At 72.0% G+C, this 24,841-nt stretch carries 22 protein-coding genes; 3 read left to right on the top strand and 19 right to left on the bottom strand.

Annotated elements, in window-relative coordinates; translation table 11 throughout:
• Positions 1-20 precede the first annotated feature (20 nt).
• Positions 21-1,178, top strand: coding sequence for an IS30 family transposase (locus MCM47_RS12575; RefSeq protein ID WP_238740475.1), 1,158 nt, complete (start codon positions 21-23; stop codon positions 1,176-1,178).
• 67 nt (positions 1,179-1,245) lie between these two features.
• On the opposite strand, the gene MCM47_RS12570 is transcribed toward MCM47_RS12575, so the two are convergent.
• From MCM47_RS12570 to pgsA, 16 genes are all read right to left on the bottom strand, one after another.
• Positions 1,246-3,696, bottom strand: a complete 2,451-nt coding sequence (locus MCM47_RS12570; protein WP_374209121.1) for a RelA/SpoT family protein — start codon at positions 3,694-3,696, stop codon at positions 1,246-1,248.
• A 169-nt stretch (positions 3,697-3,865) separates the two neighbouring features.
• Positions 3,866-4,417 (bottom strand): adenine phosphoribosyltransferase, encoded by a 552-nt coding sequence (locus MCM47_RS12565; protein ID WP_238861583.1) that lies wholly within the window; start codon positions 4,415-4,417, stop codon positions 3,866-3,868.
• A gap of 26 nt (positions 4,418-4,443) precedes the next feature.
• Positions 4,444-5,550, bottom strand: a complete 1,107-nt coding sequence (gene secF, locus MCM47_RS12560; RefSeq protein ID WP_238861581.1) for a protein translocase subunit SecF — start codon at positions 5,548-5,550, stop codon at positions 4,444-4,446.
• Between the two features lie 4 nt (positions 5,551-5,554).
• Positions 5,555-7,393 (bottom strand): protein translocase subunit SecD, encoded by a 1,839-nt coding sequence (gene secD, locus MCM47_RS12555; protein ID WP_374209120.1) that lies wholly within the window; start codon positions 7,391-7,393, stop codon positions 5,555-5,557.
• Between the two features lie 148 nt (positions 7,394-7,541).
• Positions 7,542-7,946, bottom strand: coding sequence for a preprotein translocase subunit YajC (yajC, locus tag MCM47_RS12550; RefSeq protein ID WP_238861580.1), 405 nt, complete (start codon positions 7,944-7,946; stop codon positions 7,542-7,544).
• Between the two features lie 248 nt (positions 7,947-8,194).
• Positions 8,195-9,286, bottom strand: a complete 1,092-nt coding sequence (gene ruvB, locus MCM47_RS12545; RefSeq protein WP_238861578.1) for a Holliday junction branch migration DNA helicase RuvB — start codon at positions 9,284-9,286, stop codon at positions 8,195-8,197.
• Positions 9,287-9,332: 46 nt separating this feature from the next.
• Positions 9,333-9,944, bottom strand: a complete 612-nt coding sequence (gene ruvA, locus MCM47_RS12540) for a Holliday junction branch migration protein RuvA (RefSeq protein WP_238861576.1) — start codon at positions 9,942-9,944, stop codon at positions 9,333-9,335.
• A complete protein-coding gene (ruvC, locus tag MCM47_RS12535; RefSeq protein WP_238861574.1) occupies positions 9,941-10,531 on the bottom strand; it encodes a crossover junction endodeoxyribonuclease RuvC in 591 nt (196 codons plus the stop codon). The genes ruvA and ruvC overlap by 4 nt, the downstream gene beginning before the upstream one ends.
• A gap of 226 nt (positions 10,532-10,757) precedes the next feature.
• Positions 10,758-11,516 (bottom strand): YebC/PmpR family DNA-binding transcriptional regulator, encoded by a 759-nt coding sequence (locus tag MCM47_RS12530; protein ID WP_238861571.1) that lies wholly within the window; start codon positions 11,514-11,516, stop codon positions 10,758-10,760.
• A gap of 98 nt (positions 11,517-11,614) precedes the next feature.
• On the bottom strand, positions 11,615-12,238 hold the full coding sequence (gene pdxT, locus MCM47_RS12525; protein ID WP_238861570.1) for a pyridoxal 5'-phosphate synthase glutaminase subunit PdxT: 624 nt from the start codon (positions 12,236-12,238) through the stop codon (positions 11,615-11,617).
• Positions 12,239-12,373: 135 nt separating this feature from the next.
• Positions 12,374-13,285, bottom strand: coding sequence for a pyridoxal 5'-phosphate synthase lyase subunit PdxS (gene pdxS, locus MCM47_RS12520; protein WP_031072591.1), 912 nt, complete (start codon positions 13,283-13,285; stop codon positions 12,374-12,376).
• A gap of 176 nt (positions 13,286-13,461) precedes the next feature.
• Positions 13,462-13,962, bottom strand: coding sequence for a hypothetical protein (locus MCM47_RS12515; protein WP_238862124.1), 501 nt, complete (start codon positions 13,960-13,962; stop codon positions 13,462-13,464).
• A 74-nt stretch (positions 13,963-14,036) separates the two neighbouring features.
• Positions 14,037-14,402, bottom strand: a complete 366-nt coding sequence (locus tag MCM47_RS12510; RefSeq protein WP_238861568.1) for a 5-carboxymethyl-2-hydroxymuconate Delta-isomerase — start codon at positions 14,400-14,402, stop codon at positions 14,037-14,039.
• Between the two features lie 58 nt (positions 14,403-14,460).
• Complete coding sequence (locus MCM47_RS12505; RefSeq protein ID WP_238861567.1) at positions 14,461-15,645, bottom strand: glycosyltransferase family 4 protein; 1,185 nt, start codon at positions 15,643-15,645, stop codon at positions 14,461-14,463.
• 73 nt (positions 15,646-15,718) lie between these two features.
• A complete protein-coding gene (locus MCM47_RS12500) occupies positions 15,719-16,708 on the bottom strand; it encodes a phosphatidylinositol mannoside acyltransferase (protein ID WP_238861565.1) in 990 nt (329 codons plus the stop codon).
• A 16-nt stretch (positions 16,709-16,724) separates the two neighbouring features.
• Positions 16,725-17,372: a phosphatidylinositol phosphate synthase gene (pgsA, locus tag MCM47_RS12495; protein WP_238861564.1), complete on the bottom strand. Its 648-nt coding sequence runs from the start codon at positions 17,370-17,372 to the stop codon at positions 16,725-16,727.
• Between the two features lie 267 nt (positions 17,373-17,639).
• Between pgsA and MCM47_RS12490 the strand changes: the two genes are divergently transcribed.
• Entirely contained in the window at positions 17,640-19,700 is a 2,061-nt protein-coding gene (locus tag MCM47_RS12490; RefSeq protein WP_238861562.1) for an elongation factor G-like protein EF-G2, read from the top strand.
• Here the strand turns inward: MCM47_RS12490 and MCM47_RS12485 are convergent.
• The gene (locus tag MCM47_RS12485) at positions 19,697-20,125 is read right to left on the bottom strand and encodes a thiol-disulfide oxidoreductase DCC family protein (RefSeq protein ID WP_238861560.1); all 429 of its coding nucleotides are present in this window, start codon (positions 20,123-20,125) and stop codon (positions 19,697-19,699) included. The two genes, MCM47_RS12490 and MCM47_RS12485, sit on opposite strands and share 4 nt — an antisense overlap.
• A gap of 222 nt (positions 20,126-20,347) precedes the next feature.
• Between MCM47_RS12485 and MCM47_RS12480 the strand changes: the two genes are divergently transcribed.
• A complete protein-coding gene (locus MCM47_RS12480) occupies positions 20,348-22,000 on the top strand; it encodes a hypothetical protein (RefSeq protein ID WP_238861558.1) in 1,653 nt (550 codons plus the stop codon).
• Between the two features lie 74 nt (positions 22,001-22,074).
• Here MCM47_RS12480 and MCM47_RS12475 read toward each other — a convergent pair whose 3' ends face one another.
• Together MCM47_RS12475 and thrS are read right to left on the bottom strand one after the other, a co-directional pair.
• Positions 22,075-22,635, bottom strand: coding sequence for an HIT domain-containing protein (locus MCM47_RS12475; protein WP_238861553.1), 561 nt, complete (start codon positions 22,633-22,635; stop codon positions 22,075-22,077).
• Positions 22,636-22,716: 81 nt separating this feature from the next.
• The gene (gene thrS, locus MCM47_RS12470; protein WP_238861551.1) at positions 22,717-24,696 is read right to left on the bottom strand and encodes a threonine--tRNA ligase; all 1,980 of its coding nucleotides are present in this window, start codon (positions 24,694-24,696) and stop codon (positions 22,717-22,719) included.
• Positions 24,697-24,841: the final 145 nt, after the last annotated feature.

Raw genomic sequence — 24,841 nt, 5'->3', positions numbered from 1 at the left:
TCCGGCTTGTGGATCAAGGAATGGGGTTCGCCGAGGCCTGCGCGGTAGTCGGCATCAACGTCCGCACCGGCAAGCGATGGCGCAACGGCCGCAACGCGTCGGGCCGGAAGAAGGCGGCACCACCGATCTACGAGGTGGTGCCGCCTCCTGTCGCACCGGCCGAGCCCGCGGCGCCCGAGACCTCCCGCTACCTCAGCGAGACCGAGCGCATCCACATAGCCGACCGGCTGCGGGAGAAGGCCACGATCCGGGCCATCGCGGCGGAGCTGGGCCGCAGCCCCTCGACCGTCAGCCGTGAGATCAGGCGCAACCGCACGGTGCTGCCGAAGGGCGGCTGGTACTACCGCCCGCACGCCGCCCAGCGCCGTGCCGACCAGCGCCGGCCCCGCCCCAAGCCGAGCAAGATAGGCCAGAGCCCTGAACTGCGGGACTTCATCCAGGACCGGCTGGCAATCCAGTGGAGCCCCGAGCAGATCTGTCGCGCGCTCCGCGAAGGCTTCCCCGAGCATCCCGGGATGCACGTCAGCCACGAGACGGTCTACCAGGCCCTCTACACCCAGGGCCGGGGAGACCTGCACCGCGACCTGACTCGCAACCTGAGAACCGGGCGACGGCTCCGCCGCCCGCGCCGTCAGACGGACAGGCGCAGGTCCCGCCCCGTCAAGAACATGCTGATGATCAGCGAGCGACCCGTCGAGGCCGCCGACCGAGCCGTCGCCGGCCACTGGGAGGGCGACCTCATCGTGGGCCCCAAGTCGCGCTCCGCGATCGCCACCCTGGTCGAACGCAGCAGCCGCTACCTGGTCCTCGTCCACCTGCCTACCGGCCACACCTCCAACGCCGTGCGCCGCGCGCTCACCGACGTCTTCAAGACGCTTCCGGAGCAGTTGCAGCAGTCCCTGACCTGGGACCAGGGTTGCGAGATGGCCGCCCACCGAGGCTTCACCCGCGACACCGGCGTCCCGGTCTACTTCTGCGAGCCCGCCAGCCCTTGGCAGCGGGGCTCCAACGAGAACACCAACGGCCTGCTCCGCCAGTACTTCCCCAAGGGCACCGATCTGTCCGTCCACACCCCCGAGCACCTGGCCGCCGTCGCCGACCGACTCAACAGCCGCCCACGCAAAACGCTCGGCTGGGAAACCCCAGCCGAGCGTCTGCTTACACTGCTCGCGGCTTGATCAACTCACCACGTGTTGCAACGACCCCTCGAATTCGCCAGCACCCCGGGGCCCTTCGCCGTCGCCGCTACTTGCGGGACGAGGTGACGCGGTAGACGTCGTAGACGCCCTCGACGCCGCGGACCGCCTTGAGCACGTGCCCGAGGTGCTTCGGGTCGCCCATCTCGAAGGTGAACCGGCTCATCGCCACCCGGTCGCGCGAGGTCTGGACCGCCGCCGACAGGATGTTGACGTGCTGGTCGGAGAGGACCCGGGTGACGTCCGAGAGCAGCCGGGAGCGGTCCAGCGCCTCGACCTGGATGGCGACCAGGAAGACCGAGGACTGGGTGGCCGCCCACTCGACCTCGATCATCCGCTCGGGCTGCTGGCTGAGCGCGTCGACGTTGACGCAGTCGGCGCGGTGCACGGAGACGCCGTTGCCGCGGGTGATGAAGCCGACGATCGGGTCGCCCGGCACCGGGGTGCAGCAGCGGGACAGCTTGACCCAGACGTCCTCGACGCCCTTGACGATGACACCGGGGTCGCCCTTGGCCCGGCGGCGCACCGCCCGGCGGGTGTCGTGGGTCGGCGTGGCGGTCTCGGCGAGGTCCTCGGTGGCACCCTCCTCGCCGCCGAGCGCCTGGACCAGCTTCTGCACGATGTTCTGCGCGGCGACGTGGCCCTCGCCGATCGCGGCGTACAGCGAGGAGATGTCCGGGTAGCGCATCTCGTGGGCCAGGGTGACCAGCGAGTCGCCGGTGAGGATCCGCTGGATCGGCAGACCCTGCTTGCGCATCGCCCGGGCGATGGCCTCCTTGCCGTGCTCGATGGCCTCCTCGCGGCGCTCCTTGGAGAACCAGGCGCGGATCTTGTTGCGGGCGCGCGGAGACTTGACGAAGCCCAGCCAGTCCCGGGACGGGCCGGCGTTCTCCGCCTTGGAGGTGAAGACCTCGACGCTGTCGCCGTTCTCGAGGGTCGACTCGAGCGGCACCAGCCGCCCGTTGACCCGGGCCCCTATGCAGCGGTAGCCGACCTCGGTGTGGACGGCGAAGGCGAAGTCCACCGGGGTGGCGCCGGCCGGCAGCGCTATGACGTCGCCCTTGGGGGTGAAGACGAAGACCTCGTTGTTGGAGAGGTCGAAGCGCAGCGACTCCAGGAACTCGCTCGGGTCCTCGGTCTCCTTCTGCCAGTCCAGCAGCTGCCGCAGCCAGGCCATCTCGTTGACGGCGCCGGCCTTGTCGTCCTTGCGGGTCTGGGTCGGGGTGTCGGTGCGGACCTTGGAGGCGCCGGCGACGGCGCGCTGCTTGTACTTCCAGTGCGCGGCGATGCCGTACTCGGCGCGGCGGTGCATGTCGAACGTGCGGATCTGCAGCTCGACGGGCTTGCCACCGGGACCGATCACCGTCGTGTGCAGCGACTGGTACATGTTGAACTTGGGCATCGCGATGTAGTCCTTGAACCGCCCCGGCACCGGGTTCCACCGCGCGTGGATGGTGCCCAGCGCCGCGTAGCAGTCGCGGACGGTGTCGACCAGGACCCGGATGCCCACCAGGTCGTAGATCTCGGCGAAGTCCCGGCCCCGGACGATCATCTTCTGGTAGACCGAGTAGTAGTGCTTCGGCCGCCCGGTGACGGAGGCGGTGATCCGGGCGCCGCGCAGGTCGCCCTGGACCTGGTCGATGACGGTCGCCAGGTACTCGTCCCGCTTCGGCGCGCGCTCGGCGACCAGCCGGACGATCTCGTCGTACATCTTGGGGTAGAGGATCGCGAAGGCGAGGTCCTCCAGCTCCCACTTGATGGTGTTCATGCCCAGCCGGTGCGCCAGCGGGGCGTAGATCTCCAGCGTCTCGCGGGCCTTCTTCTCCTGCTTCTCCCGCTTCAGGTAGCGCATGGTGCGCATGTTGTGCAGGCGGTCGGCCAGCTTGATGACCAGGACGCGCGGGTCCTTGGCCATCGCGACGACCATCTTGCGGACGGTCTCGGCCTGCGCGGCCTCGCCGAACTTGACCCGGTCCAGCTTGGTGACGCCGTCCACCAGCAGCGCCACCGAGTCACCGAAGTCCCGGCGCAGGGTCTCCAGTCCGTAGTCGGTGTCCTCGACGGTGTCGTGCAGCAGCCCGGCCATCAGGGTGGGCGCGTCCATGCCCAGCTCGGCCAGGATGGTCGCGACCGCCAGCGGGTGGGTGATGTACGGGTCGCCGCTCTTGCGCTTCTGCCCGCGGTGCCACTTCTCGGCCACCGCGTACGCCCGCTCGATGTCCCGCAGGAGGGCCGGGTCGGCCTTGGGGTCGTTGGCCCGGATGGAGCGGAACAGCGGCTCCAGCACCGGGTTGAGCACGCTGGAGCGCTGGCCGCCGAGGCGGGCCAGCCGGGCGCGCATACCGCCGGAGGAGGACGGCCGGCTCGCGGGAGCCGCCGGACGCGAGGAGGTCGGCGCCGGGCGTGCCGGGGTGGCCCCCGAGGGCGTGGAACGGTTGTCGGGGGCGGCCGCTGCGGCCGTGGGCACAACCTCGTCGGGCAAGGACACTCCTCGGGGCACCTGGGCCGGGCCCCTCGCACGGCCGGCTCTGCCTCGCACAACCGGGGAGGGGATGAATCTTCATGGTACCGAGCCCGGCGCTCCGGTGTTCAGCCGCCCGGCCCCGGACACGCAGAGGGCGGCGGTCGGATGATCCGACCGCCGCCCTCGGCCTGGCCCTGCGCGGACCTCAGACCGTGACCAGCGTCTCCAGCGGAGCGCCGCCCAGGTGCTCGGAGAGCCGCGCGCGCCCGTCCAGGAAGCCCAGCTCCATCAGCACCACGACGCCCGCCAGCTCGGCACCGGCCTCCTTCACCAGGTCCAGCGAGGCCCCGATGGTGCCGCCGGTGGCCAGCACGTCGTCCACCACCAGCACCCGCTCACCGGGCGCGAAGGCGTCGCACTGCACCTCCAGCACGGCCTCGCCGTACTCCAGCTCGTACGAACGGCGGAACACCTCGCCGGGCAGCTTGCCCTGCTTGCGGATCGGCACGAAGCCGAGCCCGGCCGCGAAGGCCGCCGGGGCCGCCAGCACGAAGCCGCGCGCCTCCAGGCCCACCACCTTGGTCGCCCCGAGGGCCGTCGCCCGCTCGGCGAGCGCCCGGGTGAGCGCCCCGAAGGCCTCGGCGTCGGCGAGCAGCGGCGCGATGTCCTTGAACAGCACACCCGGCTTCGGGTAGTCCGGGACGTCCCGGATGCGGCTGTTCAGCAGCTCGGCCAGTGCGGTGTCGGCGGTGGTCACGAGGAGTCCTTACGGTCGGTCGCGCTTCAGCGCTTGGTGGACGGACGGCCCTTGGCGCGGGCGCCGGACGCCCGGCCGCGCTGACCGACCATACCCGCCGGCAGGTCCTCGTCGGCGAACTCCTCGCCCGCGGGAGCCCCGGAGCCGCCCTCGGCGGCCGCCTTGGCGTCCGCGGCACGGCGCTGGGCGACCCGCTTGGCCAGCGCCTTCATGTCCGGCTGCTCCTCCTTGAGCTGTGCCAGCAGCGGGGTGGCGACGCAGATCGAGGAGTAGGCACCGGCCGCGAGGCCGATGAACAGCGCCAGCGAGATGTCGTTCAGGGTGCCGGCACCCAGGATGCCGCCACCGATGAACAGCAGCGCCGCCACCGGGAGCAGGGCGACCACCGTGGTGTTGAGCGAGCGCACCAGGGTCTGGTTGAGGCCCGCGTTGGCCGCCTCGCTGTAGGTGAGCTTGTTCTGCTTGGTGAGCCCCTTGGTGTTCTCCTTCACGGTGTCGAAGACGACGACCGTGTCGTAGAGCGAGTACCCGAGGATGGTCAGGAAGCCGATCACCGTACCGGGGGTGACCTCGAAGCCCACCAGCGCGTAGACCCCGATGGTGATCAGGAGGTCGTGGATGAGGGCGACCAGGGCGGCCACCGCCATCCGCCACTCGAAGGCGATCGCCAGGTAGGCCGTCACCAGAACCATGAAGATGATCAGGCCGGTGAGTGCCTTCTTGGAGATCTGCTCGCCCCAGCTGGGGCCGATCACCTGGGTGTCGATCTCGGCGACCGGGACGCCGATCTCCTTGGACAGCTTGTCCGTGAAGGTCGAGGAGGAGACCTTCTCCTCGGAGCTGACCTGGATCCGGATCTTCTTGCCCTCGTCCACCGACTGCACCAGCGGGTGCGAGGAGACGATCTTGTCGGCGGCCTCCTGCGCCTGGGAGACGGACAGCCCCGGCTTGGAGACGGTGTAGACCTGCCCGCCCTTGAACTCGATGCCCAGGTGCAGGCCCATGGCCAGGCCGATCGCCGCGACCAGCACGATCACGCCGGAGATGCTGTACCAGAGCTTGCGGCGCCCGACGAAGTCGAAGCTGACCTCGCCCTGGTAGAGCCGGTGGCCCAGATTGGAGAAGCGCGACACGGTGTCAGGCCCCCTTCGCGGCGGCGGACGAGGTGGGACGGCGACGGCTGCTACGCAGCGGCGGGCGGGCGCCCAGGCGCTTCGGGTCCAGGCCGGACCACGGGTGACCGTCGGCGAAGAACTTCCGCCGGGCCAGCAGCGTGATCAGCGGCTTGGTGAACAGGAAGATCACGACGACGTCGAGCGCGGTGGTCAGGCCCAGCGTGAACGCGAAGCCCTGCACCTTGCCGACCGAGACCAGGTAGAGCACCGCGGCGCAGAGGAAGGACACGAAGTCCGACACCAGGATGGTGCGCCGGGCGCGCGGCCAGGCCCGCTGGACCGCCGGGCGCAGCGGGGCGCCCTCGCGGACCTCGTCGCGGATGCGCTCGAAGTACACGATGAAGGAGTCCGCGGTGATACCGATCGCGACGATGGCGCCGCAGACGGCCGGCAGGTTCAGCGCGAAGCCGATGCCGGCGCCGAGCAGGCTCATGATCGAGTAGGTCAGGATCGCGGAGACGACCAGACCGGCGATCGAGACCAGGCCGAGGCCGCGGTAGTAGACCAGCGAGTAGACGACCACCAGCAGCATGCCGATGGCGCCGGCGATCAGACCGGCCTCCAGCTGGTCGCCGCCGAGCTGCGGGGAGACCGTGGTGACGTCGTCGGTGGTGAACTCCAGCGGCAGGGCGCCGAAGCTCAGCACGTTGGCGAGGTCCTGCGCCTCGGCCTGGGTGAAGCTGCCGGAGATCACGGCCGAGCCGCCGGGGATGGCGCTGCGCACGTACGGGTGCGAGACGACCTTGCCGTCCAGCACGATGGCGAACTGGTTGGTCGGGTCCGCCTGGGTGGCCAGCTGGCCGGTCACCTTGGTGAAGTCGTCGGTGCCCTTGCCGTTGAACTGCAGCTGGACCTGCCAGCCGGCACCCTGCTGGGTGTCGATGCTGGCCTGCGCCTTGGAGACGTCGGCGCCCTTCACCGCGACCGGGCCGAGGGCGAGCTTGTAGTAGACGCCGCGCTCGTCCTTCTGGGTGCAGGCGACGGTCGGCTGCTCCTCGGCCTTCTGGTAGTTCTGGTTGCGCTGCTCGGGCTTGGAGCAGTCCAGGCCGGCGAACGCGGCGGCCAGCTCCGGCGGCACGGTCCCGGAGGTCATCGCGGCGCTCAGGTCCGGGTTGGCCGGCGCGGTGGCGCCGGCGCTCGGGGTGGCGGCCGCGCTCGGGGTGGCGGCGGCCGAGCCGGAGGCGGTGGCCCCCGGGCTGGCGGCGGCCGAGCCGGAGGCGGTCGCGGACGGGCTGGCGTCGGCGAGGGCCTCGCCGACCGCGCGGCCCTGCTTGGTGGCGCTCGCGCTGGGCGTACCGGCCGGGGCGCTCGCGGAGGCCGAGCCGGTGGCGCCCGCGGACGGGCTCGCACCCGGAGTGGCGCTGCCGCTCGCCGAGGGGGCCGAGGTCGGGGCCTGCGCCTGGATGCCGCTCGGGGCGAGGGCGAGGACCGGGCGGAAGTACAGCTTCGCGGTGGTGCCGACCTGGTCGACCGCGCTCTGCTTGTCACCGCCCTTGGGGATGTTGACGACGATGTTCCGGTCGCCCTGGGTCTGGACCTCCGCCTCGGAGACACCCATCCCGTTGACGCGCTGCTCGATGATCCCGGTGGCGATGTCCATGTTGGACTTGTTGATCGCCTTGGGGTCGGTCGACTTCGCACTCAGCGTGATACTGGTGCCGCCTGCGAGGTCGATCCCGAGGCGGGGCTTGGTGTTGCCCGTCCCGAACATGAGGGCGACCAGGCCGACGGTGATCACCAGGATGAGGGTCAGCGCCCGCCCTGGGTAACCGTCGCGCGGGCGCGACTTGGGTGTTGCCACCTTGCTCGTTTCTCCCTGTCCATGCCACCTCCCCTACCGGACCCCCGTCCGGCTCGTGGCTGGACGGGGGCATGGCGGATCTGGGGCCCATGAGATCCTGTGGGCTCGCGGCACTGCGCCGCGCGACCGGGCGAGTGCCCGGCCGGTACTACTTGCTCGCGGGAGCGCCGCCCTCGGCCTCGCCCTGCTCGGCGCCCTCCTTGGCGAGCGAGAGCGGCTTCTCACCGGCCGGCTCGGCGTCGACGTCGGCCGCCGGCTCGGGCAGCTCGTCGTCGGCCGGGCGGCCGTTGATGATCGCGTCGTACTCCTGCGGGTCCAGCACCGCCGCGATCGCGCTCTTGGTGAAGTGGGAGACCACGCCCGGCGCGATCTCCAGCTCGACGGTCTCCTCGTTGACCGCCTTCACCTGGGCGTACAGGCCGCCGATGGTGCGCACCCCCGCCCCGGGCTCCAGCGCCGTCTGCATCTGCTGCATCTGCTGCTGGCGCTTCTTCTGCGACCGGAACATGAGCACGATCGCGATGATCGGGAGGAGAAGGATGATGAGGTTCACTGCAGCCAGGGTCCTTTACGGGCCGCCGGGCCGGCGGCCTGTGTGGTATTGGTCGGCCCGTCAGGTGAGAGGGGCGGTCCGGCGGAGTCTAGGCGACCCCGAAGTGATCGGACAACGCCAAGCATCGCATCCTGCCGCCGAAAGTGGCGACCCTCCGCCTGCACAGTTTCCCCGGACTTCTTCCCTGGCTTCTGCGCGTGGGCTCCGCGGGGGCGGGCGGGTGACCGGTTCGCCCCCGGCTCACCCGTTCAGCCCTCACCGCCTTGGAAGAGATCGGGCTGGGCGGGCACCGCGCCGCGGGTGGTCTGGACCGGAGCGGTCTGCACCGGCGGTGTGAGCCCGAGGTGCTGCCAGGCCGCCGCGGTCGCGATCCGGCCGCGCGGGGTGCGGGCGAGCAGGCCCTCGCGGACCAGGAACGGCTCGGCGACCTCCTCCACGGTCTCGGCCTCCTCCCCGCCCGCGACCGCCAGTGTCGACAAACCGACCGGGCCGCCGCCGAACAGCCGCAGCAGCGCGTCCAGCACTGCGCGGTCCAGCCGGTCCAGCCCGCGCGCGTCGACCTCGTAGACCTCCAGCGCCTGGGCGGCGATCTCCGGAGTCACCACGCCGTCGTGCCTGACCTGCGCGAAGTCGCGCACCCGGCGCAGCAGCCGGTTGGCGATGCGCGGGGTGCCCCGGGAGCGGCCGGCGATCTCGGCGGCCCCGGCCGGGTCGATCTCGACGTCGAGCAGCGCGGCCGAGCGGTGGACGACCCGCTGCAGCTCGGCGGGGGCGTAGAACTCCATGTGGCCGGTGAAGCCGAAGCGGTCGCGCAGCGGCGGCGGCAGCAGGCCCGCCCGGGTGGTCGCGCCGACCAGGGTGAACGGCGGCAGCTCCAGCGGGATGGCGGTGGCGCCCGGGCCCTTGCCGACGATCACGTCGACGCGGAAGTCCTCCATCGCCATGTAGAGCATCTCCTCGGCGGGCCGGGACATCCGGTGGATCTCGTCGAGGAACAGCACCTCGCCCTCGGTGAGCGAGGAGAGTATCGCCGCGAGGTCGCCGGCGTGCTGGATGGCGGGGCCGGAGGTGATCCGGATCGGCGCGTTCAGCTCGGCCGCGATGATCATCGAGAGGGTGGTCTTGCCGAGCCCGGGCGGGCCGCTCAGCAGCACGTGGTCGGGGGCGGTGCCGCGCTTGCGGGCCGCCTGGAGCACCAGGGACAACTGCTCGCGGACCCGCTCCTGGCCGATGAACTCGTCCAGCAGCTTGGGGCGCAGCGCGGCCTCGACCGCCTGGTCCTCGCCGTCGGCGGCGGCCGCCACCAGCCGGTCGGCCGGGTCGGAGTCGTACGGGCTCATCGGTTCGGGCTCCATTATCGACAAGGTGACAGGTCGCCAGATGGCTTCAGCGGGAACGGTTGAGGCTGCGCAGGGCGAGCCGGAGCAGCGCGCCCACGTCGGTCGTGGTCTGCGCCTCGGCCTCAGGCGTGACCGCCGCGACGGCCTCGTCCGCCTCGCGCGGCGCGTAGCCGAGGCCGACCAGCGCGGAGTGCAGCTGCTCGCTCCACGGCGCGGGCCCGGCGGCGACCGGCTTCTGTGCGGGAACGCTGCCGTGCGGCGCGCCCAGCTTGTCCTTGTACTCCAGCAGCAGCTTGGCGGCCTTCGCCTTGCCGATGCCGGGGACGGCGATCAGGGCCTTCTCGTTCCCCGCGGCGACGGCCGCCCGCAACTCGTCCGGGCTGTGCACGCCGAGCATCGCCTGGGCGAGCCGGGGGCCGACCCCGGGCGCGGCCTGCAGGATCTCGAAGACGGCCCGCTCGTCGTCGTCCGCGAAACCGTACAGGGTGAGCGAGTCCTCCCGGACGACCAGCGAGGTCGCCAGCCGGGCGGACTCGCCGAGCCGCAGGCCGGCCGCGGTGTTCGGGGTGCACTGGACGGCCATGCCAACGCCGCCGACCTCGACGACGACGGTGCCGGCGGCGATGGCGGCCACCGGGCCCTGGACGAAGGCGATCATCGGGCGGCTCCTCGGGGGGCTCGGGCGGAGTACGGGGCGCGGGCCGGGGCGCGGCCGGGTGCGGCGGTGGGGGCGGGCGCGGCCTTCGCGACCGCGGCGGCGATCCTGCCGGTCGCCCCGCCGCGCCAGATGTGGCAGATGGCCAGCGCCAGCGCGTCGGCGGCGTCGGCCGGCTTGGGCGGCGCGTCCAGCCGCAGCAGCCGCTGGACCATGGCGGTGACCTGGGCCTTGTCGGCCCGGCCCGAGCCGGTGACGGCGGCCTTGACCTCACTGGGGGTGTGCAGGGTGACCGGGATGCCGCGCCGGGTGGCGCAGAGCATGGCGACCGCGCTGGCCTGGGCGGTGCCCATCACGGTGCGGACGTTGTGCTGGGCGAACACCCGCTCGACGGCGACCAGGTCCGGCCGGTGCTCGTCGAGCCAGCTCTCGATGCCCTGCTCGACGAGAAGCAGCCGCTGCCCGATCTCCGCCTCGGCGGGGGTGCGCACCACGCCGACGCCGGCCATCCGCAGCGGGCGGCCCGGCGCACCGTCGACCACGCCGATCCCGCACCTGGTCAGCCCCGGGTCCACACCCAGTACCCGCACGTCAGGCCCCGCCTCTCTGTCATTCGCCGTCCGCCTCCGGCCCGCTCGACCCCGCGGGCTCGCGGCGGGTCACCGTTCGTCGCCGGCCCGGCGTCCGACCCCTTCGGCCCACAGCGCCTCGCCGCACGCCCGGCGACCTGCGAAGGCTACCCCCCGGGTACGACATCGCCGCCGACGACACCGGCCCGGCGGTCCAGGGGACCACCGGGCCGGGGAGTGCGAACGATCACTCGGCGTCGAGCTGGGCACCGACCTCGTCGCTGATGTCGAAGTTGGCGAAGACGTTCTGCACGTCGTCGCTGTCCTCGAGGGCGTCGATCAGCTTCAGGATCTTGCGGGCGCCGTCGACGTCCAGCTCGACCTGCATGCTCGGGAGGAAGTTGGCCTCGGCCGAGTCGTAGTCGATGCCGGCGTCCACCAGGGCGGTGCGGACGGCGACCATCTTGGAGGCCTCGGAGACGATCTCGAACGACTCGCCGAGGTCGTTGATCTCCTCGGGCTCCTGGTCGAGGACGACCTCGAAGAGCTTGTCCTCGTCCACGCCGTCGGCCTTGGGGACGATCACGACACCCTTGCGGGTGAACAGGTACGACACCGAGCCCGGGTCGGCCATCGAGCCGCCGTTGCGGGTCATCGCGACGCGCACGTCGGAGGCGGCGCGGTTGCGGTTGTCGGTGAGGCACTCGATGAGCACCGCGACGCCGTTCGGGCCGTAGCCCTCGTACATGATGGTCTGGTAGTCGGCGCCGCCGGCCTCCAGACCGCCACCGCGCTTGACGGCGCGGTTGATGTTGTCGATCGGGACCGAGCTCTTCTTGGCCTTCTGAATGGCGTCGTAGAGCGTCGGGTTGCCGGCCGGGTCGGGTCCGCCGGTCCGCGCCGCCACCTCGATGTTCTTGATCATCTTGGCGAAGAGCTTGCCGCGCTTGGCGTCGATCACGGCCTTCTTGTGCTTGGTGGTAGCCCACTTAGAGTGGCCGGACATCGCCAGCTCCTTTACGTCGCCAAAGGGAAATGAACAGATGAGATCTTACCGGTGCCGCCACCGGTGAGCGCACACGGTCAGCGTGCGGCGGCGAGGCGCTACCGCGCGGCGGCCTCGAGGTGGTCCTCGACCATCCGCACGAAGTAGGCGTGCACCCGGTGGTCGCCGGTCAGCTCGGGGTGGAACGAGGTGGCCAGCAGGTTGCCCTGGCGGACGGCGACGATCCGGCTCTCCGGGCCGTCGGCGGCCGGCAGCTCGGCCAGCACCTCGACGGCGGCGCCGACCGCCTCGACCCACGGCGCACGGATGAACACGCCGTGCACCGGCGCGTCGTCCATGCCCTTGAAGGCGATCCCGGACTCGAAGGACTCGTTCTGGCGGCCGAACGCGTTGCGGCGCACGGTCATGTCGATGCCGCCGACGGTCTCCTGGTCGTCACGGCCGTCCAGGATCTTGTCGGCCAGCATGATCATGCCCGCGCAGGTGCCGTACACCGGCATGCCGGCGGCGACCCGCTCGCGCAGCGGGTCCATCACGCCGAACAGCAGCGCCAGCTTGGACATGGTGGTGGACTCCCCGCCGGGGATCACCAGCGCGTCGACCTCGGCCAGTTCCTCGGCGCGGCGCACCGGGCGGGCGAGCGCGTCGGCCTCGGCCAGCGCGACCAGGTGCTCGCGGACGTCGCCCTGCAGGGCCAGAACGCCGATGACTGGAGTGCTCACGGTCTCAAACCTTCTTCGATCGGTACGTCGTGTGATCGTTGCCGCGGGCGGCGCACCGCCGCCCGGGGGCGTACGCGGCGCGGCCCGCCGAGCGCCGAGGCGCTGCGGCGGGCCGACGCCGGACGCGGGCCGGGACTACCAGCCGCGGTTGGCGTAGCGCTCGGTCTCCGGCAGGGTGTCGCAGTTGATGCCGACCATGGCCTCGCCCAGGTTGCGGGAGGCGTCCGCGATGATCTTCGGGTCGTCGAAGAAGGTGGTGGCCTTCACGATCGCGGCGGCACGCTTGGCCGGGTCGCCCGACTTGAAGATGCCGGAGCCGACGAAGACGCCCTCGGCACCCAGCTGGCGCATCAGCGCGGCATCGGCCGGGGTGGCCACGCCACCGGCGGAGAACAGCACGACCGGCAGCTTGCCGAGCTCGGCGACCTCCTTGACCAGCTCGTACGGGGCACGCAGCTCCTTGGCGGCCGCGTACAGCTCGTTGTGGTCCAGCGCGCGCAGGTGGCCGATCTCGTTCTTGATCTGGCGCAGGTGGCGGACGGCCTCGACGACGTTGCCCGTGCCGGCCTCACCCTTGGAGCGGATCATGGCCGCGCCCTCGGCGATGCGGCGCAGGGCCTCCCCCAGGTTGGTGGCACCGCAGACGAAGGGGGTGGTGAACGCCCACTTGTCGGAGTGGTTGACCTCGTCGGCCGGGGTCAGCACCTCGGACTCGTCGATGTAGTCGACACCCAGCGACTGGAGGACCTGGGCCTCGACGAAGTGGCCGATCCGGGACTTGGCCATGACCGGGATCGAGACCGCGGCGATGATCTCCTCGATCATGTTCGGGTCCGACATGCGCGCGACGCCGCCGTCCTTGCGGATGTCGGCCGGAACCCGCTCCAGGGCCATGACGGCCACAGCGCCGGCGTCCTCGGCGATCTTGGCCTGCTCGGCGTTGACCACGTCCATGATCACACCGCCCTTGAGCTGCTCGGCCATGCCGCGCTTCACCCGGGCGGTGCCGATCTGCGGCTGGTCTGCGGTGGTGGGGGTGGTGGACACGTGAGACCTCACTCGAAGATGAACCAGTGCTATCGCCCTATGGTAGGCGGAAGAAACGGCCGTTCCATGCGCCACCAAGTCCAGCCCGGCCGACGGGATACGACAAACAGGCCGGATCCGGACGTACTTTTTCGATCCGCTCCGCGCGACGTCCCCTGCGCGTCCGGAAGCCCGCCTCAGGCCGGGGCGCCCTCGGGCGTGAGCGCCGGCGGCGGGGCGTCGTCCATCTCGAACGCCAGCGGGAACGGCGCCCGCCCCGCCAGCCGGAAGTACCGCACCAGCCGGTGCTCGCGCACCGCCCGGGCCGCGCGCACCGCGTCGTTGTGGAACCGGCGCGCCATCGGCACCCGCCGCACCGCGGCCGTGAGGTCGCGCACCGCCTCCTCGCCGCCCGGCTCGGCCGTCAGCGCGGCAACCTGCTCCGGCTCCGCGAAGACCGCCCGCAGCGCCATGCTCAGCTGGCTCTCCGCCACCTCGCGCTGGTCGTCCTCGGCCTGACGGGCCGCGTGCGCCGCGTCCAGCAGCAGCAGCGAGGCGGCCGGGTCCAGCAGCGAGGACGTCGCCAGCTCCATCGCCACCGACGCCCGGCGGACCAGCTGCGCGTCCAGCGCCGCGCGGGCGGCGTCGATCCGGGCGTGCAACCGGTCCAGCCGGCCGGCCGTCCAACTCAGGTACATGCCGAACAGCACCACGGCCACGCCGGCCCAGATCCAGGTAGTCACGGGGCGCTACGCTACCGGGTGCCCGCCGGTCAGCCGTCGAGGGTCGCGCTGCGGTAGCTGTCCCGGTCGATGTCCTGGACGTTCACCGCGGTGAACAGCCGCGTGCCTGGCGCGGGAACGACCCGCTCCGCCAGCAGCGCCATGACCGCCTCGGTGAGCGCCGCCTTCGCCTCCGGGGTGCGGCCGGGGAAGATCTGGAACTCCACGTACACCTGGGAGTCCGGGCCCGCGCTCTCGCCCACCACGAAGTCCTGCACCTCGCGGAAGACGGTCTTGCACGCCTCGGGGCTCGCGTTGATCGTCTTCACCGCGAGCCGGTTGATCGCCAGGCCCAGCTCACGGCGGTCGAACGAGCCGGCCAGCTCGGGCGAGTAGTCGACGGAGATCTGCGGCATCGGAGCCTCCAGCACTCGGGGATCGGTCCGGGAGACCCTAACCGCCGCGGGCCGCCGGTCAATCTCGAGCCAGCCCGAACCGGCCGCGCCGGCTGCCCCGCTGGTCCTCCTCGACCACCGCCGCCGCGCCCGCCGTCACCGTCTCGTAGACCGCCAGGATGTCCGCGCCGACCGTCGACCAGTCGAACCGCCGCACGTGCCGGGACGCCGCCTTGCGCAGCTCCTCCAGCCGCCCCGGATCCCCCAGCAGCCGCAGCGCCGCCCGCGCCAGCGCGTCCGCGTCCTCCACCGGGAACAGCTCCCCGGCGTCCCCGCCGTCCAGCACCTGCTTGAACGCGTCCAGGTCGCTGGCCAGCACCGGCGCACCCGCCGACATCGCCTCGACCAGGATGATGCCGAAGCTCTCCCCACCGGTGTTCGGCGCCACGTAGAGGTCGACGCTGCGCAGCAGCCGCGCCTTGTCCCGGTCGCTGACCATGCCGAGGAACTCCACCTGCCGGCGCACCTCCGGGGCCAGCCCGGCGACCGCCTCCTCCTCGTCGCCCTTGCCGGCCACCAGCAGCCGCACGCCCGGGCGCTCCGCCAGGATCCTCGGCAGCGCCGCCAGCAGCGTCGGCAGGCCCTTGCGCGGCTCGTTGATCCGCCCGATGAAGCCGATCGTGCCGGGCTCGCCCGCGGCCGCGCCGCCGGTCCAGCGCGCATCCGGTTCCGCCTCGGCGAAGAAGCCCACGTCGACGCCGTTGGGGATCACCACCGCGTCCCCGCCCAGGTGCTCCACCAGGGTCCGCCGCGCGTACTCGCTCACCGCGATCCGCGCGCGCATCTTCTCCAGGCCGGGCTGGAGGATCGGCGAGGCCGCGATCATCGCCCGCGAACGCGGGTTGGACGTGTGGAAGGTGCCGACCATCGGCCCCGACGCCGACCACGCCGCCAGCATGGACAGGCTCGGCGAGGCGGGCTCGTGCACGTGCAGGATGTCGAACCGCCCGTCGTTCAGCCACCGCCGCACCCGCGCCGCCGACAGGATGCCGAAGCTCAGCCGCGCCACCGAGCCGTTGTACGGCACCGCCACCGCCCGCCCGGCCGAGACCACGTACGGCGGCAGCGCCTCGTCGTCCTCGGCGGGCGCCAGCACCGACACCTCGTGGCCCAGGCCGATCAGGTGCTCGGCGAGGTCCCGGATGTGGAACTGCACCCCGCCGGGGACGTCCCAGTCGTACGGGCAGACGATGCCGATCTTCACGGGTTCCTCGTGTTCCTCTCGGACGGGTCGGGCGGGCCCGCTCTCGGACGGGCCGGGCGGGCTCGGACGGGGATCAGGAGCCGGACGCCTCCGCGGCGGGCTCCGCGGCGGGCCCGCCCACCGCCTCCGCGGCCGGTCGGCCGGCCGGGGCTTCGGCCGGGGCCTCCACCGCCGCACGGGCCGGCAGGTCGGCGAGCCAGAACCGCTGCAGCATGTGCCAGTCCTCGGGGTGCTCGCGGATCCCGGCCTCCCAGACCTGTGCCATCGCCTGCACCATCGTCCGCGTCCTCTCCGCCCGGTCACCCTCCGGCGGCACCGGCACCTCGGGGTGGATCCGTGCCCGCATCACCGGGCCGTCGTACCAGAGCGTGACCGGCAGCAGCGCCGCCCCGGTCCGCTGGCAGAGCGCCGCCGGACCGGCCGGCATCCTGGTCGCCTCGCCGAAGAACGACACCTCGACCCCGGCCTCGGAGAGGTCCCGGTCGCCCACCAGGCAGACCAGCCGCCCCTCCCGCAGCCGCCGCGCCAGGGTGCCGACCACGTTGACGCCGCCGCCCGTGAGCGCCAGCACCTCCATGCCCAGGCCCTCCCGGAACGCCACGAACCGGTCGAACAGCTCCTCCGGCTTCAGCCGCTCCGCGACCGTCGTGAACGGGTAGCCCTCCAGCGCCACCCAGGCGCCCGCGAGGTCCCAGTTCCCCATGTGCGGGAGCGTTATCACCGCGCCCCGCCCCGACTCCATGGCCGCCCGCAGCTCCTCGAAGCCCTCCACCCGGACGTCCCGGGCCACCCGCTGCCGGCTCCACACCGGCAGCCGGAAGGACTCCATCCAGTAGCGCATGTACGAGCGCATGCCGGCCCGCGACAGCTCCCGCAGCGCGGCCTGGTCCGCCTCCGGGCGCACCCGCAGCAGATTGGCCTCCAGCTGCAGCACCCGCTTGCCGCGCTTGCGCCAGGCGAAGTCGGCGATCGCGTCGAACAGGCCGCGCGCGGCGGCCTCCGGCAGGTGCTTCAGCACCGCCCAGCCCAGCGCGTACGCCGAGTACACCAATCGGTCCTTCACCGCAGGCCCGCCCCCTTCAGCTCCCGGCCGCCACGCGATCGGCCTCGAACGCCTCCCGGCGGACCGTCAGCATCCGCTGGAACACCGTCACCAGACTGCCCGCGGCCACCAGCCACAGCGCGACCGGCAGCAGCCACTCCACGTACGGCACCCCGAACTGGTGCAGACCCGCGACGCCGGCCGCCACCAGGCTGATCACCAGCCGTTCGGCCCGCTCCACCAGCCCCGACACGTCGCACGGCAGACCCTGGCTCTCCGCCCGCGCCTTGGTGTACGACACCACCAGGCCGCTCGCCAGGCAGAAGATCGCCACCGCGCAGAGCAGGTTGTTGTCACCCTTGCCCGCGTACCACATGGCCAGGCCGCCGAAGATCGCCGCGTCCGCCACCCGGTCGAGCGTGGAGTCCAGGAACGCGCCCCACTTCGTGGACCGGCCCAGCTGCCGCGCCATGTTCCCGTCCACCAGGTCCGAGAAGATGAACAGCGTGATCGTGATGGTGCCCCAGAAGAACTCCCCGCGCGGGAAGAACACCAGCGCACCGGCCACCGAACCGGCCGTGCCGATCAGCGTCACGGCGTCCGGGCTCACACCCAGCCGGATCAGGAACGCGGCGAACGGGGTCAGGACACGTGTGAAGAAGGCACGCGCGTATTTGTTGAGCATGGCCTTCCCGACCGCTCCGATCTCCCTGGTACCCGCCTGCGGCGGCGTACGCGGCAGACGGCCGAACGGATCAGCCCATCCGGCGCACCCATCGTAGCCACGCCGGCGACACGCTCCTGCGCACCGCACCGCCCCACCGCCCCCGCACCCCCGCCGCCCCGCACCCCCGGCACACGCCCGCGCACCCAGCGTCACCGCCCGCGCGTACGGGACGCCGCGGCCCCTAGACTTTTCACGACAGCCTCGGCGCGACGGGAGGAGACCCCGATGCCCGACCGCAGCACCGCACGAGCCGGCCAGGCGGCGCCCACCGTCACGGACCCTGCCCGCCTGCGCAACGTCGTCCTCATCGGCTGCAGCGGCGCGGGGAAGACCACCCTCGCCGAGTCCCTCGCCCTCGCCGCCGGCGCCATCGGCCGCCCCGGCCGCGTCTCCGACGGCACCACCGTCTCCGACCACGAGGAGATCGAGCACCAGCAGCAGCGGTCCGTCCAGCTCTCGCTGCTCCCGCTCGAATGGAACGGCATCAAGGTCAACCTGCTCGACCCACCCGGCCACCCCGACTTCTCGGCCGACCTGCGCGCCGCCCTGCACGCCGCCGACGCCGCCGTCTTCGTGGTCTCCGCCACCGACCCGGTCACCGCGCCCACCCGCGCGCTCTGGCGCGAGTGCGCCGCCGAAGGCATCCCGCGCGCCATCGCCGTCGCCAAGCTCGACATCGCCCGCAGCAGCTTCGACGACATCCTCACCACCTGCCACGACGCCTTCGGCCTCGGCCCCGACACCCTGCGCCCGCTCTTCCTGCCCGTGCAGCACGACGGCCACCCCGACGGCAGCGTCGACCTGCTCACCGGCCACACCTACGGGCAGACCGACCCGCTGCCCGACACCGCCCCCGCCCGCGACAGCCTCGTCGAGGCCATCTCCGGCCAGGACGACACCCTCATGGAGCGCTACCTCGCCGGCGACACCCTCGACACCGACTCGCTGGAGGACGGCCTGCGCCGCGAGGTCCTCGCCTGCACCCTCCACCCCGCCGTCCCCACCACCGACGCCGGTCTCGGCGCCGCCGAGCTCCTCGACCTCATCACCACCGCCTTCCCCGACCCCACCCAGCGCACCCGCCCGGCCCCCGAGTGCGACCCCGACGCCCCCCTCGCCGCCCAGGTCGTCCGCGTCACCGGCGACGCCTACGTCGGCCGGATCAGCCTGCTGCGCATCTACGCCGGCACGCTGCGGCCCGACACCCGCATCCACCTCACCGGCCCCGAGCACCCCGGGGACCAGGACGGCGACGAACGCGTCACCGGGCTCACCAGCCCCTTCGGCAAGCTCCAGCGCAGCGTCCCGCACGCCGTGGCCGGCGACCTCGTCTGCGCCGCCAAACTCACCAGCGCCCGCGCCGGCGACACCGCCCACGAGCCCGGCCACCCGGTCAAGCTCGACACCTGGACCCTGCCCGAGCCGCTGCTGCCGATCGCCGTCGAGGCCCACAGCAAGGCCGACGACGACAAGCTGTCCCAGGCCCTCGCCCGGCTCGTCGCCGAGGACCCGGCACTACGCCTCGAACAGAATCCCGACACCCACCAGCTCGTCCTCTGGTGCACCGGCGAGGCCCACGCCGACGTCGTCCTCGACCGGCTCCGCACCCGCCACGGCGTCCACGTCGACACCGTCGAACCCCGGGTCGCCCTCCGCGAGACCTTCGGCACCGCGGCCGCCGGCCACGGCCGCCTGGTCAAGCAGTCCGGCGGGCACGGCCAGTACGCCATCTGCGACCTGGAGGTCGAACCCCTCCCGGCCGGCGCCGGCTTCGAATTCGACGAGCACGTCGTCGGCGGCGCCGTCCCCAAGCACTTCATCCCCTCCGTCGAGAAGGGCGTGCGCGCCCAACTCGCCAAGGGCGTCTCCACCGGCTACCCGCTCGTCGACGTCCGCGTCACCCTCACCGACGGCAAGGCGCACTCGGTCGACTCCTCGGACTCCTCGTTCCAGACCGCGGCCGCACTCGCCCTGCGGGACGCCGCCGAGCACGCCGTCATCCGGCTGCTCGAACCGGTCGCCGCGGTCAGCGTCCTGCTGCCCGACGACTACCTCGGCGCCGTCCTGACCGACCTCTCCGCCCGCCGCGGCCGCGTGCTCGGCACCGAGACCGGCGGCCCCGCGCTCACCCTGCTGCGCGCCGAAGTCCCCGAACTCGAACTCGTCCGCTACCCCGTCGACCTGCGCTCGCTCACCCACGGGACGGCCGAGTTCTCCCGCGCCTACCTACGCCACGAACCCATGCCCGCCGCCCTCGCCACCCGCTACACCGGGGACCGGACCTAGGTCCTGGTCGGACCCGTCGGCGGGCGCAGCGCACAGGCCGGCGTCCCGCCCGGCATCCGGTGCCGGTTCCTCGCCACCCACCGGTACACGGCGCCCGCCACCGGACGCACCGGCGGCAGCGCCAGCACCCCGCCCAGGTACGCCCAGGCACCGCCCGAGCGCATCAGCAGCCGCGCCACCGCCTGGGCCCCGCCGTACACCCGGCCGGCCGGCGTCACCCAGAGCACCTCGCGCTCGGCCCGCTCCCACGACACCTCGCCGCGGCCACCGGCCAGCGCGTCCAGCCCCGCCAGGTCCGCGAACTGGAACGGCACCGCCTCCCAGCCCGCCGAGGCCAGCGTCTGCCGCGGATACCGCTCCGCCCACACCACGCAGGTCGAGCAGAACGCGCAGTCCCCGTCGAAGACCAGCACCGGATCCCTCACTGCGACTCCCTCGCTCCGACTCCTCGGCACGACCCCTTCGCGCCCATCGTGCACCATTGCGCCCCCACGCCCGTCACCAGGTGCGTCACGGCCCCCGAAGGTGGGCATCATGCCTCACGGGCCCCGGGTGGCCCGATCGTGACGGTACTTCAGACGATCATCCGCGCAGCGGTGCCGGGGCACGGTAACCTGCCGCTGACAAGGGGAGGAGGGGACGCGACCGTGACCACACTCGACATGACCCCGGGTGCGCAGATACCCCGGACCGACGCCGGCCCGCAGACCGCCGTCACCCAGGCGCTCTCCTCGGCCGCCTACCGCGACAGCGAGGTCCACGACTTCGTCGCCGCCGTCACCGCCGCCACCGCCAAGAAGGGCCGCTTCGCCCTCTTCCGCCCCAACCTCGGCGAGGCGTTCAGCCGCGCCGTGATCTCCCGCGCGCTCGGCGGCGACCGCAAGCCGCTGGTGCCCTCCTTCGGCATCGACACCCGCCAGGTCGTCGAGCACTGCCTGGCCGCCGAGGACCTCCGCACCGCCCGCGACCGCCGGCTCACCACCGTCACGGTCGTCACCGGCGTGCTCTTCCTCCCCGGCACCCTGCTCTGGCTCGGCGCCTTCCAGCTCCGCGCCTGGCTCAAGCGCGACAACCCCAAGAACGCCGCGTTCTTCGGTGCCCTCGTGCTGGCCGCCGCGGTCGCCGTCGCCCTGCTCCTGGCGATCAAGCCCCCCGCCGGCGGCCTGCTCGGCATCTACCTCCGTCTGGTGATGCTCGCCCCGGTCGTCGGCTGGTACCTCGCGAAGCGGATCGTGCTCAGCAGCGCCCTCGACCTGCGCACCCGCTGGCTGGACCTCGTCGAGGGCAACGCCGTCGCCGCCACCGTCCCCAAGGCCGTCCCCCGCGACGACCTGGACAAGAAGGCCGCCGACCTGCGGGCCAAACTCGGCCGGCTGGAGTCCGAGCAGGAGACCAACGTCCAGCACTACGCCGGCACCAAGGGCATCCTCGGCGCCGGGAAGCGCTGGGGCGAGTGGAAGATGGCGGACGTGCTGCTCCCCGCCGAGGGCCACGGCGACTTCCGCGCCTTCCACCCCTGGGACCTCGTCCGCCGGATCGCGAGCCAGCTCAAGTCGCTCGGCATCAGCGAGGTCGCCAACAGCGGCATCCCCAACGTCTCCGTCAAGCAGTGGGTCGTCTTCGAGGTCGGCGAGGGCGCGGACGAGATCAGCCGCCCGCCCGCCGGCGACGCCGACATGGACGGCGACCGGATGCGCGACTTCGCCGTCCAGGCCATCGCCGACAGGCAGACCTTCCCCGGCGGCCCCCGGCACTACCTCGCCACCCAGTTCGTCACGCACGACGGCAAGCTGGTCCTGACCTTCACCGTCACCGTGACCCTGCTGGCCAACACGCTCAACGTCACGGTGGCCGCCTTCGCCCTCGGACCGGTCAACGGCCTCTTCTTCGACAAGCCCAAGGACAAGGAGAAGACGGTCGCGAAGACGGTGAGGTTCTGGGAGGAGCAGACCCTCAAGCTCCCCCTCATCGACAACGACGAGGTGGTGCGCCAGGCCGTCCGCGCGCCCTTCTACCGCGCCCCCGGCCTGCTCGGCTGGCTCGGCGGCGGCCTCGGCCTGCCCGAGCCGTTCGGCCTGCGCCACGCCTGGGCCGCGCCGCCCTGGAACACCCGCTCCATGGCGGACAACGCGCTGAACGTCTCCCACCCGGTGACCCAGGCCGTCCTCAAGGCCACGCTGGAGTTCCTGGCGGAGCACGACGTCGACGCCGAGCGCTTCTTCAAGAACCGCGCCTCGATCATCAAGTCCGAGGCGCAGGGCACCCGGCCGTACAAAGTCGACCAGTACGACGCCGGCTGACCCGGCCCCGGCACGACGGGAGGGCCCGCCACCGAGATCGCTCTCGGCGGCGGGCCCTCCCGCTCGCCCGGCACTCAGTCCTGCGGCCAGGCCTCGGCCAGCATCTTGCGGGTGTCCGCCAGCAGCTGCGGCAGCACCTTGGTGTGGCCGACCACCGGCATGAAGTTGGTGTCCCCGCCCCACCGCGGCACCACGTGCTGGTGCAGGTGGGCCGCGATCCCGGCACCCGCCGCCGCGCCCTGGTTCATCCCGATGTTGAACCCGTGCGCGCCCGAGGCCGCCCGCAGCGCCGTCATCGCCTTCTTGGTGAAACCGGCCAGCTCGGCGGTCTCCGCCGCGTCCAGCTCGGTGTAGTCGGCGACGTGCCGGTACGGGACGACCATAAGGTGCCCGCCGTTGTACGGGTACAGGTTGAGCACCGCGAACACGGCGCTCCCCCGCGCGACGACCAGCCCGTCCTCGTCGCTCAGCGACGGGATCGAGCAGAACGGGCAACCGTCGTCCGGAGCCGGGCCGGTGGGCTTGTTCTCGCCCTGGATGTACGCCATCCGATGGGGGGTCCAGAGGCGGCGGAAGCCGTCCGGCTCGCCGACGCCCCGCTGCAGTTCCGGCTCAGTCGTCATGCTGATCAGCATATTCGCCCGGCGGTGCTTGCAAAGCAGAGTGGGGCAGACTCCCTGCGGAGCCTGCCCCACGCCACACGTCGTGCCACCGCATCACACCTGGATGCGGCGCTCCACGGCGTCGACGATCTCGGCGACCGCGTCGGCCACCGGCACGCCGTTCTTCTGCTCGCCGTTGCGGTAGCGGAAGGAGACCGCGCCCGCCTCGACGTCGTCGTTCCCGGCGATCAGCATGAACGGGACCTTGGACTTCTGGGCGTTGCGGATCTTCTTCTGCATCCGGTCGTCCGAGGTGTCCACCTCGACCCGGATCCCGCGCTTCTTCAGCTCGGCCGCGACCTCCAGCAGGTACGGCACGTGCTCGTCGGTGATCGGGATGCCGGTGACGGTGACCGGGGCCAGCCACGGCGGCATGGCGCCGGCGTAGTGCTCCAGCAGCACCGCGAAGAAGCGCTCGATCGAGCCGAACAGCGCGCGGTGGATCATGACGGGCCGCTGGCGCGAGCCGTCCGCCCCGGTGTACTCCAGGTCGAACCGCTCGGGCAGGTTGAAGTCGAGCTGGATGGTCGACATCTGCCACGTACGGCCGATGGCGTCCTTCGCCTGCACCGAGATCTTCGGGCCGTAGAAGGCCGCGCCGCCCGGGTCCGGAACCAGCGGCAGGCCCTGCTTCTCGGCCACCTTGGCGAGGACCGCGGTGGCCTCCTCCCAGGTCTCGTCCGAGCCGACGTACTTCTGCTCGTCCTTGGTGGACAGCTCCAGGTAGAAGTCGGTCAGGCCGTAGTCCCGCAGCAGGTCCAGCACGAAGGTCAGCGTCGAGTCGAGCTCGTCCGCCATCTGCTCGCGGGTGCAGTAGATGTGCGCGTCGTCCTGGGTGAAGCCGCGGGCGCGGGTCAGACCGTGCACCACACCCGACTTCTCGTACCGGTACACCGTCCCGAACTCGAAGAGGCGCAGCGGCAGTTCACGGTACGAGCGGCCGCGCGCGTCGAAGATCAGGTTGTGCATCGGGCAGTTCATGGGCTTCAGGTAGTAGTCCACGCCCTCGTCGAGCTGCATGGGCGGGTACATGCCGTCGGCGTACCAGTCCAGGTGGCCGCTCTTCTCGAAGAGCTTCCCCTTGGTGGCGTGCGGGGTGTAGACGAACTCGTAGCCCTCCTCCTCGTGCCGGCGGCGCGAGTAGTCCTCCATGGCGCGGCGGATGATGCCGCCCTTGGGGTGGAAGACGGCCAGGCCGGAGCCGATCTCCTCCGGGATGGAGAAGAGGTCGAGCTCGTTGCCCAGCTTGCGGTGGTCGCGCTTCTCGGCCTCGACCAGGAAGTCGAGGTGCGCCTTGAGCTCGTCCTTGCTCGGCCAGGCGGTGCCGTAGATGCGCTGCAGCATGGGGTTCTTCTCGCTGCCGCGCCAGTAGGCGGCCGCGTTGCGCATCAGCTTGAACGCCGGGATGTGCCGGGTGGAGGGCAGGTGCGGGCCACGGCAGAGGTCGCCCCAGCACTGCTCGCCGGTCTTGGCGTCCAGGTTGTCGTAGATGGTCAGCTCGCCGGCGCCGACCTCGACGTCCGCACCCTCGCCCGCGGTGGCGGCGGAGCCCTTGAGACCGATCAGCTCCAGCTTGAACGGCTCGGCGGCCAGCTCCTCGCGGGCGGACTCGTCGGTGACCACGCGGCGGGAGAACTTCTGCCCGCGCTTGATGATCTCCTGCATCTTCTTCTCGATGGCCTTGAGGTCATCGGGGTGGAACGGCTTCTCGACGTCGAAGTCGTAGTAGAAGCCGTCCTTGACCGGCGGGCCGATGCCGAGCTTGGCCTCCGGGAAGAGCTGCTGCACGGCCTGCGCCATGACGTGGGCGGTGGAGTGGCGCAGGATGTCCAGGCCGTCCTTGCTGCCGATCGCGACCGGCTCGACCTCGTCGCCGTCCTGGACGGCGTACGCGAGGTCCTTGAGCTGGCCGCCGACGCGGGCGGCGATGATCGAGCGGTCGTCGGCGAAGAGCTCGGCGGCCGTAGTGCCCGTGGTCACCACGCGCTCTTCCCGATCGGGTTCGCGGTTGATGATTACCCGGACGTCCGTCACCGGTCTCTCCTGACGTGCTGGATTCAGAGGACGCAACACTGCGCTGCGTCTGACCGATGGTACCGAGACCGGTGGCCCCACCGTCACCTAGATCCGTTCGGCCTCCCGGCCGGATCCGCTCGGGCCCCCGCCCGGGCCCGGTCCG

It is taken from the genome of Kitasatospora sp. A2-31, assembly GCF_022288725.1.
Taxonomy (GTDB): domain Bacteria; phylum Actinomycetota; class Actinomycetes; order Streptomycetales; family Streptomycetaceae; genus Kitasatospora.
Note: the sequence above shows the minus strand (reverse complement) of the source record. Positions and strands in the feature narration are given on the sequence as shown.

What these genes read in the sequence shown, in the direction of transcription:
- ruvB (WP_238861578.1), bottom strand. Translation starts at nt 9,286, where the DNA reads ATGAGCCCGTACGACTCCGACCCGGCCGACCGGCTGGTGGCGGCCGCC.
- ruvA (WP_238861576.1), bottom strand. Translation starts at nt 9,944, where the DNA reads ATGATCGCCTTCGTCCAGGGCCCGGTGGCCGCCATCGCCGCCGGCACC.
- pgsA (WP_238861564.1), bottom strand. Translation starts at nt 17,372, where the DNA reads ATGCTCAACAAATACGCGCGTGCCTTCTTCACACGTGTCCTGACCCCG.
- MCM47_RS12475 (WP_238861553.1), bottom strand. Translation starts at nt 22,635, where the DNA reads ATGCTGATCAGCATGACGACTGAGCCGGAACTGCAGCGGGGCGTCGGC.
- MCM47_RS12515 (WP_238862124.1), bottom strand. Translation starts at nt 13,962, where the DNA reads ATGTACCTGAGTTGGACGGCCGGCCGGCTGGACCGGTTGCACGCCCGG.
- MCM47_RS12575 (WP_238740475.1), top strand. Translation starts at nt 21, where the DNA reads ATGGGGTTCGCCGAGGCCTGCGCGGTAGTCGGCATCAACGTCCGCACC.
- MCM47_RS12530 (WP_238861571.1), bottom strand. Translation starts at nt 11,516, where the DNA reads ATGTCCGGCCACTCTAAGTGGGCTACCACCAAGCACAAGAAGGCCGTG.
- MCM47_RS12510 (WP_238861568.1), bottom strand. Translation starts at nt 14,402, where the DNA reads ATGCCGCAGATCTCCGTCGACTACTCGCCCGAGCTGGCCGGCTCGTTC.
- MCM47_RS12490 (WP_238861562.1), top strand. Translation starts at nt 17,640, where the DNA reads ATGCCCGACCGCAGCACCGCACGAGCCGGCCAGGCGGCGCCCACCGTC.